The sequence below is a fragment of the Nonomuraea sp. PA05 genome, from assembly GCF_008086045.1.
In the GTDB taxonomy this organism is placed as follows: Bacteria; Actinomycetota; Actinomycetes; order Streptosporangiales; family Streptosporangiaceae; genus Nonomuraea; species Nonomuraea monospora.
In genome coordinates this window covers 1-12,947 of sequence record NZ_VSEY01000060.1, presented here as the reverse complement: position 1 = coordinate 12,947, position 12,947 = coordinate 1, and the positions used below count along the sequence as shown (strand labels likewise).

Annotated in this window: 11 protein-coding genes; 6 read left to right on the top strand and 5 right to left on the bottom strand. The window is 74.1% G+C overall.

From position 1 onward, the window contains the following. Positions 1 to 2: 2 nt before the first annotated feature. Positions 3 to 1,214: an FAD-dependent monooxygenase gene (locus FXF51_RS54050; RefSeq protein ID WP_148442674.1), complete on the bottom strand. Its 1,212-nt coding sequence runs from the start codon at positions 1,212 to 1,214 to the stop codon at positions 3 to 5. Positions 1,215 to 1,334: 120 nt separating this feature from the next. On the opposite strand from FXF51_RS54050, the gene FXF51_RS54045 reads away from it, so the two are divergent. After that, entirely contained in the window at positions 1,335 to 2,108 is a 774-nt protein-coding gene (locus FXF51_RS54045; RefSeq protein WP_148442673.1) for a methyltransferase domain-containing protein, read from the top strand. Positions 2,109 to 2,238: 130 nt separating this feature from the next. Here FXF51_RS54045 and FXF51_RS54040 read toward each other — a convergent pair whose 3' ends face one another. After that, positions 2,239 to 3,885, bottom strand: a complete 1,647-nt coding sequence (locus FXF51_RS54040; RefSeq protein WP_148442671.1) for an amidohydrolase — start codon at positions 3,883 to 3,885, stop codon at positions 2,239 to 2,241. A gap of 377 nt (positions 3,886 to 4,262) precedes the next feature. After that, the gene (locus FXF51_RS54030; protein ID WP_148442669.1) at positions 4,263 to 5,798 is read right to left on the bottom strand and encodes a carboxylesterase/lipase family protein; all 1,536 of its coding nucleotides are present in this window, start codon (positions 5,796 to 5,798) and stop codon (positions 4,263 to 4,265) included. Between the two features lie 118 nt (positions 5,799 to 5,916). Here FXF51_RS54030 and FXF51_RS54025 point away from each other — a divergent pair, with 118 nt between their 5' ends. The 4 genes from FXF51_RS54025 (at position 5,917) to FXF51_RS54010 (ending at position 8,347) form a co-directional block, all read left to right on the top strand. Next, positions 5,917 to 6,357: a MarR family winged helix-turn-helix transcriptional regulator gene (locus FXF51_RS54025; protein ID WP_148442668.1), complete on the top strand. Its 441-nt coding sequence runs from the start codon at positions 5,917 to 5,919 to the stop codon at positions 6,355 to 6,357. Between the two features lie 67 nt (positions 6,358 to 6,424). After that, on the top strand, positions 6,425 to 7,867 hold the full coding sequence (locus tag FXF51_RS54020) for an alpha-amylase family glycosyl hydrolase (RefSeq protein ID WP_148442666.1): 1,443 nt from the start codon (positions 6,425 to 6,427) through the stop codon (positions 7,865 to 7,867). Positions 7,868 to 7,876: 9 nt separating this feature from the next. Then, positions 7,877 to 8,071 (top strand): hypothetical protein, encoded by a 195-nt coding sequence (locus FXF51_RS54015; protein WP_148442664.1) that lies wholly within the window; start codon positions 7,877 to 7,879, stop codon positions 8,069 to 8,071. Positions 8,072 to 8,074: 3 nt separating this feature from the next. Next, positions 8,075 to 8,347, top strand: a complete 273-nt coding sequence (locus FXF51_RS54010; RefSeq protein WP_148442663.1) for a hypothetical protein — start codon at positions 8,075 to 8,077, stop codon at positions 8,345 to 8,347. A 91-nt stretch (positions 8,348 to 8,438) separates the two neighbouring features. Here the strand turns inward: FXF51_RS54010 and FXF51_RS54005 are convergent, their stop codons facing one another. Next, a complete protein-coding gene (locus FXF51_RS54005) occupies positions 8,439 to 8,789 on the bottom strand; it encodes a hypothetical protein (protein ID WP_148442662.1) in 351 nt (116 codons plus the stop codon). 221 nt (positions 8,790 to 9,010) lie between these two features. Here FXF51_RS54005 and FXF51_RS54000 point away from each other — a divergent pair, with 221 nt between their 5' ends. Further along, on the top strand, positions 9,011 to 11,761 hold the full coding sequence (locus FXF51_RS54000; protein WP_148442660.1) for a DUF6493 family protein: 2,751 nt from the start codon (positions 9,011 to 9,013) through the stop codon (positions 11,759 to 11,761). Between the two features lie 63 nt (positions 11,762 to 11,824). Here FXF51_RS54000 and FXF51_RS53995 read toward each other — a convergent pair. Next, positions 11,825 to 12,947: GAF domain-containing sensor histidine kinase (locus FXF51_RS53995; RefSeq protein ID WP_148442658.1), on the bottom strand; the 1,123-nt coding region annotated here is incomplete at its 5' end.

Genomic DNA, 12,947 nt, shown 5'->3' with positions numbered 1-12,947 from the left:
GCTCAGGCGGCGGCGACGTCGGCGTTCTTGGCCCGCATGTCCTTGGCCATGATCCTGCCCATCGCCTTGCCGATGCCCGGAGCGCGCATCAGGCGCAACATCCCGGTCCGCAGGAGCTGCTCCCTGCGGTCGTCCGGGGTGAACAGCCGTCGCATGGACAGGATGTTGTCCTGCTGGTAGCCGATGAACGGCCGCATCTGCGCCTCCCAGGCGCGCAGCGCGGCGGGCAGGTCGGCGCCGTGCCGCTGGAGCATGGTGCCGAGCAGTTCGCCGCCGGCGATGCCGCTGGAGGCGCCCATGCCGGAGTACAGGGTGAGGCACCAAGCGGCGTCGCCCATGAGCACGACCCGGCCCCGGTGCCAGCGCGGCATCCTGACCTGGTGCACCGAGTCGAACAGCACTTCCGGCGCCTGTTCGAAGCGCACCATCAGCTCCTCCAGGAGCGGCCCGGCAGGCTGCGGGCCGAAGGCGGCGCGGATGGACTCGATCGGCGGGCGGCTGAACTCGGCGTCGATGTCGCTCGTCCGGTAGGAGAACAGCAGTCCTGGCGCGTGGTCGGAGAACGGGAACGTCCACACCGAGCGGCCGGGCTCGGCGAGCACCAGCCCCTCGTTCTGCGCGAAGCCCTCGACCGGCCCGTCCAGGACGGTGGCGCCGATCATGTAGTTCAGCGGGTGCAGGAACTCCTCCGGGCCGAAGGCCAGCCTGCGCACCGTGGAGCGCATCCCGTCGGCGCCCACCACCAGGTCGAACCGCTCGGTGACGCTGGTGCCCGCCGCGCTGTCGTGCAGGGTCACCTCGGCCCCGATGGCGTCCTGGGCGAGGTGGGTGGGCACCGTGGAGTAGCGGATCTCCACGTCGTCCGGCAGCGCGGAGAACAACCCGCGCTCGACGTCGCCGCGCAGGAGCTGGCGGGGGGCGCCGGGCAGGTTGGCGGGGCTCATGCCGGGACGGCGGCGGCCGGCCCGGTCGACCTCGTACGACGTCAGGCCGTTGTTGCTGCGGTCGCCGATCGCGTCCAGCACCCCCAGCCGCCTGGCGCTGGCGACGCCGGTGCCGAACAACATGATGAAGTACCCGTTCGAGCGGCGGCCGGCCGCCCGCTCCACCAGCACCGGCTCCCAGCCGATCTGGCGCAGCCGCAGCGCGGTGGCGATGCCCGCGATGCCCAGCCCGACCACCAGCGCCCTGCCGCCCCTGCGCGTGTCTGCCATGACGACTCCCTCTCTAGGTTCACCCGCCAGCCTACGAGACATTCTGACCAAATGGGTCCGATTGGTCAGTTCGAGAGTGCGCTTGACTTCAAGCCGACTTGAAGGAGCAGCATCCCCGGTGTGGACAAGAACCAGACAACGGGCCGTACCAGCGCGGATACGGACGCCCTCATCGCCCTGCTCGACCTCGCGGACAACCTGCCCGGAGCGGGCGAGCTGCGCGCGCGTTCCTACGAGCTGCTCGGCCTCACGCCGGGGGCGGCGGTGGTGGACGTCGGGTGCGGGTCGGGGCGGGCGGCGGCGGAGATGGCCGAACGGGGGGTGCGGGCGTTCGGTATCGACCCCGACGAACGGATGATCGGCGTGGCGGGCGAACGCTGGCCCGGCGCGGACTTCCGGGTGGCGACCGCCGACGCGCTGCCCTTCGCCGGCGGCGAGCTGCTCGGCTACCGGGCCGACAAGGTGTTTCACGTGCTGCAGGACCCCGCGCGGGCGGTCGCGGAGGCGCGGCGGGTGCTCGCGCCCGGCGGACGCATCGTGCTGGCGGGGCAGGACTGGGACACCATCGTCATCGACTCCGGCGACGCCGCGCTGACCCGGGCCATCGTGCACGCCCGGGCTGACCTGGTCGCCTGCCCGCGTGTCGTGCGACGAAGCCGTAACCTGCTTCTCGACGCGGGCTTCGGGGACGTCACCGTCGAGGTGCACACCTGGGTGTCCACGGACGCGACGATGGTGCCCGTGCTGGCCGACCTCGCGGGGAAGGCGCGGGCGGCCGGGGCGATCAGCGACGCGCAGGCCGAAGGGTGGCTCGCCGAGCAGCGGGAGCGTGGGCGGCTCGGGCGGCTGTTCCTGGCGCTGCCGATGTTCGTGACGGCCGCCACCCGCCTTTGAACGGGGATGCCCGCGCATCGGCCAGGCAGCGCGCCACCGCCGGTCGGGCAGCGCGCCACCGCCGCCACGCAGCGCGTCCCCGCCGGTCAGGTGAGCGTGCCGCCGTCGCCACGCAGCGCGTCCCCGCCGGTCAGGTGAGCGCGCCGCCGTCGAAAACGACCTCGCCGCCGATGACCGTGGCCCCCACCGACAGGCTCGCGATGCGGTCGGGCGCGACCGCGAGCAGGTCGTCCGACAGCACGGCGAAGTCGGCCAGCATGCCGCGCGCCAAGGTCCCCTTGCGGTCCTCGGCGTGCTCGGCGTACGCGGAGCCGATCGTGTAGGCCCGCAACGCCTGCTCGGCGGTGAGCGCCTCACCGGGAGCGAGCGGCGCGCCGGAGGCGGTCCGCCGGTTGACCATGTCGTGGATGTTCAGCAACGGGCTCCCGTGCGCCACGGGCGCGTCGCTGCTGCCCGGCATGACCGCTCCGGCGTCCAGCAGGCTCCGCATCCGGTAGCAGCGCGCGGCCCGCTCGGGCCCGAGCGCCGCGATCATCCCGTCACCGATCTCCGTCAGGAACCGCCCCTGCGGGACGGCGACCGCCCCGAGCCCGGCCAGCCGCTCCACCTGGGCGTCACTGGCGACGGCGAAGTGCTCGACGCGATGGCGCGGGTCATCGCGCGGATGGGCGGCCTGCGCGGCGGCGAAGGCGTCGAGCGCGAGGTCGATGGCGGCGTCGCCGATGGCGTGCGCGGCGACCTGCCAACCGCAGCGGTGCGCCTCGACGATCATGTGCCGCAGCTCGTCCGGGTCGAACAGGGGGAAGCCGGAGTTGTCCGGCTCGTCGTGGTAGCCGCTGCACATGTGCGCGGACCGCCCGATGAGGGAGCCGTCGGTGGCGACCTTGGTGGCGCCGACCTTCAGCCGGTCGTCGCCGAACCGGCTGCGCAGCCCCAGGTCGAGCCCGAACCACGTGTTACCGGGCTCGAACACGCCGAGGTCGTGCAGGACGGTCAGGTACGGCATGACCGTGGCCCTGACCTTCAGCAGCCCGCGCTCGACCGCCACCTGGAAGGCGTGCAGGTCCACCGGGCCGTGCCCGATGTCGTTCACGGCGGCGATGCCCGGCTCGGTGAAGCTGGTCAGGCCCTCCGACAGCCCCAGGGCGCCGGCGGCGGCGATCCAGGTGACGATCTCCTCGACGGGCGAGGGCCGGAAGACGCCGGTGACGAGGGGCTGGGCGCGTTCCTGGAGCAGCCCGGTGGCCCGGCCGCCGGCGTCGCGTTCGACGTGGCCGCCGTCCGGGTCGGGCACGCCGAGGCGGCCGGGGTAGCCGGCCAGCTCGAACGCGGCGGTGCTGGCGACGCCCATGTGGCAGGAGACGTGTTCGAGCCAGACCGGCCGCCCACCCGCGACCGCGTCCAGGGCCTCGGCGGCCGGGTGGGCGCCCAGCTTGTTCTGGTCGTAGCCGGCACCGTGGATCCAGGCGCCCGGCTCCAGCTCGGCGGCGCGCTCGGCGACGGCCGCGTAGAGGGCGTCCAGGGTGGGGGCGGCCTCGGCGCGCAGGTCCAGCTCCAGGAGCCGCCTGCCGCGCATGCTGAGGTGCTGGTGTGCGTCGTTGAACCCCGGCACGGCAGGGGCGCCGCCCAGGTCGTGGACCTGCCGCGCGGTGCAGTGCGCGACCTCCTCGTCGAGCGCGGCGACACGGCCGGCGAAGACGCCGATCGTGTGCGCCGTGGGACGGTGCGGGTCGAGGGTGGTGAAGCGGCCGTTGGTGAAGATGGCGTCGAGTTGCACGGATTGCCTCATCGGTTGCGGACGGCGTGGCGGCGTTCTCACGATCATCGTGCGCCGTGCGGCGGGCGAGCGCCAGGACGCACGCCAGTGTGAGCAGCAGCACCACGCTCCGGTGGCTGCCGCCGCCCTGGATCAGCAGCCACTGCGCCACCAGCGGCGTCGAGCCGCCGATGGTCGTGCCGCAGAGCTGGCAGGCGACGGAGATGCCGGTGCAGGACCCGGCCGGTGAGCCCTGCTGCACCCACGTGCCGCCACCGCCCTTGCGCGGCGTAGCCGATCGACTCGTACGTCGGCAGCACGCCGATCAGCGTGGTGGCCGAGCCCATCAGGATCAGCGTCACCGGTCGTGAGCGACATGTCGCGGTGGCTCGAACCGCTCATCCTGGAGAACGGGAACCCCTGAGCCCTCCTCCCGAAGGCGGGCGCACCTCCAGAGTGAGGGGTTCGAAGGCGTGCCTCGCCCACAACCGGCGGGAGCCCTCCTCCGGGTACGCCGCCGTGGCGGGCTCGTCCCCGATGATCCAGGCCCTCCCGTGCCCCGGCTCGTACACCGGCCAGCCGGGATCTCCGGTGGTGGCGAAGGAGGTCCACGCCGCGCGCACCCGGGCCGACAGCTCGGCGGCGCCCGGCGGCGGCTCCTGCCCGATGAGCAGCCCGGCCGCGCCGGCGGTCAGGTTGCCGAACGTCAGCGGCAGGCCCAGCCCGTGGCAGGCGCCGAGGAGCTCGCCGCCCATGCCGGGGGCGGGCCAGGTCAGCTCGTACAGGTAGGCCCTGCCGTGCGCCTCGGCCAGCCGGACGGAAGGCATCCGGAACATCCAGTCGGAGTGGACCAGTTCGTACAGCCCCTCCTCCCCCACCCCGGGGTGGGCGGCCCGGTAGGCGTCCGGGTCGGGGGCCAGCTCGCGCAGCGCGGTGGCCGCCTGTTCGGCGGTGATCTGGCCGAGCTCTCCCTTGATGGCCATGAACAGCCGGTACTCGTCGCGGGTGTGCCCCACGACCAGGTTCACGTCACGCGCGGCCCCGCCGGACAGCGCCTGCCACGGGGTCGCGGGCAACACCTCGCCGTCCACGACCGGCGCGAACGGCGTCTGCACGTACGCGGCCCGTCCCCACTCAGGACGGCCGGCCATCTTGTCCGCCACCGTGTCCCCGGCGTCGAGCAGCAGCTCGGGCGACAGTCCCGCCAGGTCGCCCGCGACCGGGGGCAGCCCCAGCTCGGCGGCCACGGCGGCGCCTATCCCGGCGGCCAGGCCGGCGGAGAAGAACAGCCCTGGCACGCTCTGCGCGATCGCCCCGCGGAACAGCCCCGCCGCCGCGGGCATCGCCATCAGCGCCGCGATGCTGCCCGCGCCCGCGGACTCGCCGAAGACGGTGACCCGGTCCGGGTCGCCGCCGAAGGCCGCGATGTTGTCGCGCACCCAGCGCAGGGCGGCCACCTGGTCCAGCAGCCCGCGATTGGCCGGCGCCCCGTGGAAGTGCCCGAAGCCTTCGGCGGAGACGCGGTAGTTGAAGGTGACGACAACGACGCCGTCCCGGGCGAGGACGCGGCCGTCGAAGAGCGGGTCTCCGGAGCGTCCGTACATGTAGCCGCCGCCCTGGATCCACACCATCACCGGCAGCCGCGCCGCGCCCGGGTCGGGGGACCACACGTTGACGGTCAGCCAGTCGCCGTCGTCGTCGTCCGGGGCGGCGGCGCCCAGCAGCCTGGACTGGGGCGGCGGCGGGCCGAACGCGGCGGCCTCGCGCACCCCGTCCCACGGCTCGGCCGGCGCCGGCGCGGCCAGCCGCAGCGCGCCCACCGGCGGGCGGGCGAACGGCACTCCGCGGAAGACGGCCACGCCGTCCTCCGTCCGCCCGCGCAGTCTTCCCGAGCTCACCCGGACCTCCGGGCCTGCGGATCCGTTGGCGCTCATGGCACGCTCCTCCCCCAGGGGGTGCCGGCTGCCGCAGCCAGGCGCGGCCATCGTCCCCCGGGACACGGACCCGCCGCACCTGGATTTCCGCCATTTAGTAAGTGATAGCGTAATAAGTATGGACCAGGGACCCACTGCGGAGGCGGTCGCGCCGCGGCTGCGCGCCGCGGTGCTGCGGCTCGCCCGCCGCCTGCGCGTGGACCGCGACCGGTCGGCGCTCAGCAACAACAAGATCGCGGTGCTCAGCCACCTCTCCCGCGAAGGCGACAGCACCCCGTCCAGGATCAGCCGGGACGCCCGCCAGCACCCGCAGTCCCTTACCCGCGTCTTCGCCGAACTAGCCAGGGACGGCCTGATCGAGCGGATCGCCGACCCGGACGACGGCCGCCGCAGCCTCCTGCGGCTCACCGCGGCGGGACGGGCCGCGTTCGAGCACGACATGGCGCTGCGCGACCGCTGGCTGGCCGCCGCCCTCCACGACTTCAGCCCGGACGAGCTGCGCCTCCTCTCCGGCACCGCCCCGCTCCTCGACCGGATCGGAGCGGCCGGTGACGCCTGAAACGCGCCGAGCCGGAGTGGAGCAGCCGGTGACGCCTGAAACGCGCCGAGCCGGAGTGGAGTGGCCGGTGACGCCTGAGCCGCGTTGGGCCGGGCACACGATCTGGTGGCGGATCTACCCGCTGGGCTTCGTCGGCGCCTTCCCCGAGCCGCCGGAAGGCCCCGCCCGCCCCGGCGAGCACCGGCTGCTGCGGGTGATCGACTGGCTGGACCACGCCGTGACGCTCGGCGCGTCGGGCGTCGCGCTCGGCCCGATCTTCGCCTCCAGCAGCCACGGGTACGACACCCTCGACCACTTCGCCATCGACCCGCGCCTCGGCGACGACTCCGACTTCGACCGGCTCGCCGACGCGGCCAAGGAGCGGGGGCTGCGGCTCCAGCTCGACGGCGTCTTCAACCACCTCGGCCGCCACCACCCACTCGTCCAGGACGCGCTGCGGCAGGGCCCCGGCGGCGACGGGGCGCGCTGGTTCCGCCAGGTCCCGGACGGGCGGGGGCGGGTCGCGCTCGGCACGTTCGAGGGGCACGACCAGCTCGTCACGCTCGACCACGACGAGCCGGCCGTGCGGGCGTACGTGGTCAAGGTCATGCGGCACTGGCTCGACCGGGGCGCCGACGCGTGGCGTCTGGACGCCGCCTACAGCGTTCCCACCGGATTCTGGGCGGACGTCCTGGCGCAGGTGCGGCGCAGCCATCCGGACGTCTGGTTCGAGGCCGAGGTCATCCACGGCGACTACGCCGCGTTCGTCGCCGAGAGCTCCGCCGACACGGTCACCCAGTACGAGCTGTGGAAGGCCGTCTGGTCGAGCATCGAGGACGGGAACTTCTTCGAGCTGGACTGGGCGCTGCAGCGGCACAACGCCATGCTCGCCACCTTCGCACCCGCCATTTTCGTCGGCAACCACGACGTCACCCGCATCGCCAGCCGCATCACCGACCCCCGTCACCTGCCGCACGCCGTCGCCCTCCTCGCGGTGCTCGGCGGCACGCCCACCGTCTACGCGGGCGACGAGTTCGGGTTCCGCGCCGTCAAGGAGGAGCGGATGGGCGGCGACGACGCCATCCGGCCCGAGTTCCCCCCGCGCCCACCCACCGACCTGCCACATCCACCCTCCGGCACCCCGCACCCACCCACCGACCTGCCACATCCACCCTCCGGCACCCCGCACCCACCCTCCGGTGCGCCGCGTCCGCCGTCCGGCGCGGAGGTTTTCGACCTGTACCGGCGGCTTCTCGGGCTGCGCCGCCGCCACCCGTGGCTGCACCGCGCCCGCAGCCGCGCCCGGGTGTTGCGCAACCGGCAGTACGTCATCACGCTCGAAGCGGACGGCGCCGCGCTCGACCTCGCGCTCAACCTCGACGACGTCGAGCTGCCCGCCGATCCCGCGGCCGTGGTGCTGGACTGCGACGCCTCCTCACGCGCACTCCGCGGCGCCGTCGCCCCGCACGGCTGGTCGATCAGCCTCGCCGAGCCGGGTGCGTCAGGTGACGAAGAGGGCGTCGTGACGTAACGTCGGCTCATGGATGAGCAGCACGAGGCGATAGAGGCAGCGCTGACGCCCGTCAGGGAGGCCTTCGGCGCCCTCGACGACGGCCTGACGCTCGACGAGCTGCGCGTGGCCGTCCGCAAGCTCCACACCGCGACCGAGCAGGCCGACGACGACCTGCGCGAGATCAAGCTGGCCGGTCAGCCGCGCTTCTCACCGCCGGAATGACCCGTGTCGCGCTACTTCGAGGCTCCGGGCGGCCTGCGCATCCAGCCGGTGGACGTCGTCCCTGGCAACCCGCACTGGATCTTCGTCCGCATGATCGCTCCTGACGTGCGGCCGGGCGAGGTGTGGTACCTGGTGACCCGGCGTGGCGCGGCCGTGGGCAGGTTGCCGGGCTACTACCAGTTGCACGAGCTGACGGACCTGCTGGAGACGCTCGGCCTGAGCCTCGCGGACCTGCGCGAGACGGGCGGCGGCGGCGCGGAGACCAGCACCGCCTGACACGCATGACCGCGAGGCCTCGCGAGGCGCACGAGGCCCAGGAGGCGCAGGAGGCGCAGGAGGCGCACGAGGCGCACGAGGCGCAGAAGCCTTACGAGAAGAGCTTCATCGTCTCCTTCGGATCGCCTGACTTGACGCACTGCCCGTGACCGTCCACTTCGCCGAAGTCCACGACGGTCTCCTGGCAGTCCCAGGCGGACCCGCCCACGGCGACGGTGAAGGGCACCTGACCGTCGGCCGGGCCGACCTGCTGGTGCCAGCCGTGCGCCACCTGCGCGGCGGTGGAGCAGGCGGCGGCCTGGTCCTTGGTGCTGGTGGCGACGATGCCCAGCCCTCCGGAGGAGGTGCCGCAGGAGAATTGCCGTGCGGCGGCGGCCGGAGAGGGTGCGGGGTTCGTCGCGGCGAGTGTGCCTGCCAGGAGCAGGGCGGCGAGCGTGACCATCAGAAATCCCCCGATGTTCGGATATGCCCGACGTCTTTAGGATCGCCGCAATGCTTGGGGCGGGGAGTCACGGCGGCACGAAGAGCCCGCCAAGGAGTGTTTGCCCGCTCGGGCGATCGCCCCGCGTAATCGTCGGTGCCCGCCGGTAGGCTGCCGCCCATGATCGTTTCTTTACCCGCGCACCCCCTCCCCACCTGCTCCGACAGCGAGGTGGCGGTCGCGTGAACCCGTGGGACGAGGTCCTCGGCCGCATCACCTCCCGCGACGAGGCAGGCCTGGCCGAGTACCTGACCGGCCTGGACGACGCCGACCGGCGGACCGTGGCCGCGCAGGTGCCCGGCCACCTGACCGCCCGGCTGGACGGCGCCTCCCGGTGGCAGATCAGGGAGCGGCTCGGCGGGCTGGCCACCGGCTACCGGCTCGCCGGAGCGGCGTGCATGAGCGGGGCGGCGCAGGTGGCCGCCTGGTTGAGCAGGCGGGAGCTGCGCGAGGTGCGCGACCCGGCGGCCGATGCCGCGCTGGTCATGTCGGTGCTGCGGCATCGTCCGGAGGCGTGGCGGCGCGACCTGGCCGCGCGGCTCGTGCGGCGGGTGCGGCCGCCGGCGGGCCCGGAGTGGATGCGGTTGCGGGATGCGCCCGGATGGGAGCTGGCCGCCGCCCTGGTGATCGAGACCGGGGTCGAGCCGCCGGAGAGCGACGGGTTCGTGGCCTGCTGGGCGTGGCGGATGGCGGCGCGGCACCGGCTGGATGGGGGCCGGCCCGTGCTCGGTGACGATCCGCTGCTCGATCGGCTGCTGCCCCGGCTGTTCTCGGCCCAGGGCGTGGCCGACGCGCTGATCGCCGACGAGGAGGAGAGCCGACGGCAGCAGCGGGAGGCGACCCGGCTGAGCGGCCGACCGGACGGCTCAGCGCCCGACCGGCTGAGCGGCCGACCGGACGGCTCGGCGCCCGACCACTTGGGCGGCTTGGCGCGCGACCACTCGGGCGGCTTGGCGTCCGGGACGGGCCTGAGCATCATCGGCGAGCTGGTGGCGCTGGCCGGGGCGGGGCGGGTGCCGCGTGAGGCGCTGGTCGGCGGTTGCGCGAGCCGGTTCATGGCCGGTGGCGAGGCGGCCGGGATCATGCCGTTCGTCACGTTGTGGCGGCTCCTGGAGACCTCGGTGGCGGAGATCCCGGTGCTGGACTTCGTGCGCCTGCTGCCGTCAGGGGCCTCGCCGTTCGTGCAGCTCGCCCTGGACGAGCTGCGCCGCGCCGAGGCCGCCGGGGCGCTGGACGACGAGCTGTTCGCGGAGGCGATCGGCGCGCTGGTGTTCCGGCCGGAGAAGAAGTACGTCACGGCGGCCGTGCGGTGGCTCGCGGCGGCGCCCCCGTCCAGAGGCGGAACGGCGGTGGCGGCGCTGGCGCAGGTGCTCGAAGCGGACCTGCCCGCGCTGCGCGACCGCGCGGTGCGGCTGGCGGTCAAGCTGGCCCCGCACGCGGACGAGGCCGCCAGGGACGCCGTCCGCGAGGCGGCCGCCCGCCTGCCGGAGGAGGCCCGCGAACGCCTGGCCACCGCCTACGGCCCGCTGGCGGACGTGGCGCCGCCGGAGCCGCTCGCCGTCGCGGCGCTCACCGCGCCCTCGCTGCCCCGGCTCGCCCAGCCCCTGGCGTCGGCGGCGGAGCTTGCCGCCGAGTTCCTCATGTTGTACTGGCCGGAGGAGCCCGGCCAGTACGAGCGGATCATGGCCGGTCTGGTGGAGCTGAGCCACCGGGAGCGCGAGGCCGTCGTGACGCTGCTGGCGCCGCACTGGCGCGGGTTCTACGGCCACCCCGACAACCCCATGGGCGCCGCCTACGCGAGCAACGACCGCACCACCCGCGACCTGCTGCATCGCTGCGTCCTGGCGCTGGTCTACCCCGACTACAGCCGCCGCCTGACCGCGGCGATCGCCGAGCGCCAGGAGCCCTACGAGCAGCGCGAGGTGTTGCCTCAGGCGATCGTCCTGCGCCGGCTGCGGGAGATCATCCACCTGTTCGAGCGGGAGGAGACGATCCCCGTGCTGCTGGCCACCCCGACCGCCGCCACCGGGCACGTCGATCCCGAGACCCTGCTCGACCGGATGGAACGCCTGGGCGACGCCGAGCCGCTCGACGCCGACTTCTGGCAGGCGCTGCTCCGGTTGCCGCGCGAGGTGGACGAGGCCCTGATCGTACGGGCGGAGAAGCTGCCGACCGACGCCGGGCGGCGGCTGGCGGTCTGGCTGCGCGACGGCGCCCTGCCCGGCCCCGCGGTGCGGAACGAGCCGGGACGGCCCTGCGGCGCCGGCCCCGGTCCGGCGCCCGGCGGCCTGCCCGGCTGGCTGAGCGAGCTGTGCTCGGTACGGTTCGACAACGCGCGCTGTTCCTACCCGGACGAGATCGCGTGGTGGCCGACGATCATGCCGTCCCATCGCGAGGTCGTGGCCAAGTACCTCGTGCAGTGCCTGTCGTGGCTCAGCGAGAGCAGCGGCGCCCGCGCGGAGGCCCTCGTGACCCTGGCCCACGGCGACGGCCCGGTGGGCCGGGCGACCGCGCTCGCCATCGCCGCCTTCCTCGGCCATCCCCGTCCCGCCCAGCGCGCCGCCGCCGCGCAGGCGCTGGCCGTCCTGGCGGTACGCGGCCAGTTCCCGGCCGACGACTTCGGCTGGGCGATCGCGCACCTGATCCAGGACGGGGGCCTGTCGCTCAAGCGCATCGCCGCCTCCCTGGCCGACCTGGTCGACGATGGGGCGCACGCCGAGGTGTGGCGGGCGTTCGCGACGGCCTTGCCGCCGCTCCTGCCCAAGACGGGAGACAGGGCGTGCGCCGGGCTGGGCGAGTTCCTGAGCGTCGCGGTGCGGGCCGCGGTCCTGGCGGGAGCGCGAGGGGAGGTTCCCGGGCTGGCGGAGCTGGCCGGGCGCAAGGGGTCCAGCCGGGTGCTTCAGGAGGCGCGCCGGCTGCACAAGACGATCTGAAAGGCGGGCTCACACGCGGCTCACACGCGGCTCACACGCAGCTCGCACAGGGCTCACACGGGCTCACACGGGGATCTGCCAGCGCAGCCGCGTCCCGCCCTCCTCTGGCGACTCCAGCTCCGTGGTGCCGCCCAGCCGTCCCGCCCGCTCCTCGATGTTGCGCAGGCCGCTGCGGCGGCCTGCCTCTCCCACGCCGACGCCGTCGTCCGTGACGACCAGGGTGAGCTCGCCGCCCGACACCTCGACGGACACCTCCGCGCGCGTCGCGTGGGAGTGGCGGACCACGTTGGACAGCGCCTCCCGCAGCACCGCCACCAGCTGCTCGGCGGCGGGCTCGGTCACCACGGTGTCGATCTGGCCCTCCATCCGCAGCCCCGGCATGAACCCCAGGTGGCTGCCCGCGCCCTCCACCAGGTCCACGATCTGGCCGCGCAGGCTGGCCGGGGCGTCGTCGTGCGAGCCTTGCAGGGCGAAGATGGACGAGCGGATCTGCCTGATCGTGCCGTCCAGCTCGTCGATGGCGTGTTGCAGTCGTTTGCCCGCCTCCGGCCGCTCCACCAGACGCAGCGTGCTCATCAACGTCATGGCGGTCGCGAACAGCCGCTGGATGACCACGTCGTGCAGGTCCCTGGCGATCCGGTCGCGGTCCTCCAGGAGGCCGAGGCGTTCGGCGTCGCGCCGGGCCTCGGCCAGCTCCAGCGCGATGGCCGCCTGACCGGCGAAAGCCTGGAGCATCTGCTGGTGCGCGCCGCTGAACGGCAGCCGTCCGCTGCGTTTGGCCAGCGCCAGCACCCCGCGCACGGCCGGCGCGTTGCCCAGCGGCACGAACAGCCCCGGGCCGTAGCCGAGGCGCCGCAGGGGCGAGCCCGGGTAGGGGGCGCTCTTCATGTCGGGGTTGGACCGCGACTCCGCATGGGTGAACACCTCGCCGGCGAGGGTGGTCGCCAGGTCGAGCGTGGTGCCCAGCATGCTCTCCGCGTCCTCGCCCTCGGCCACCTCCACCACCAGCGCCCGCCCGCTCGCGTCGGGCAGCAGCAGCTGGACCAGGTCGGCGTCGCTCATCTCGCGGGCGCGGGCGGCCACCACCGACAGCACCTCGCGCGGGTCCGCGCCGGACAGCAGGCTCGTGGTCACCTCGGACGAGGCCTGCAACCACGTCTCGCGGCCACGCGACTCCTCGTACAGG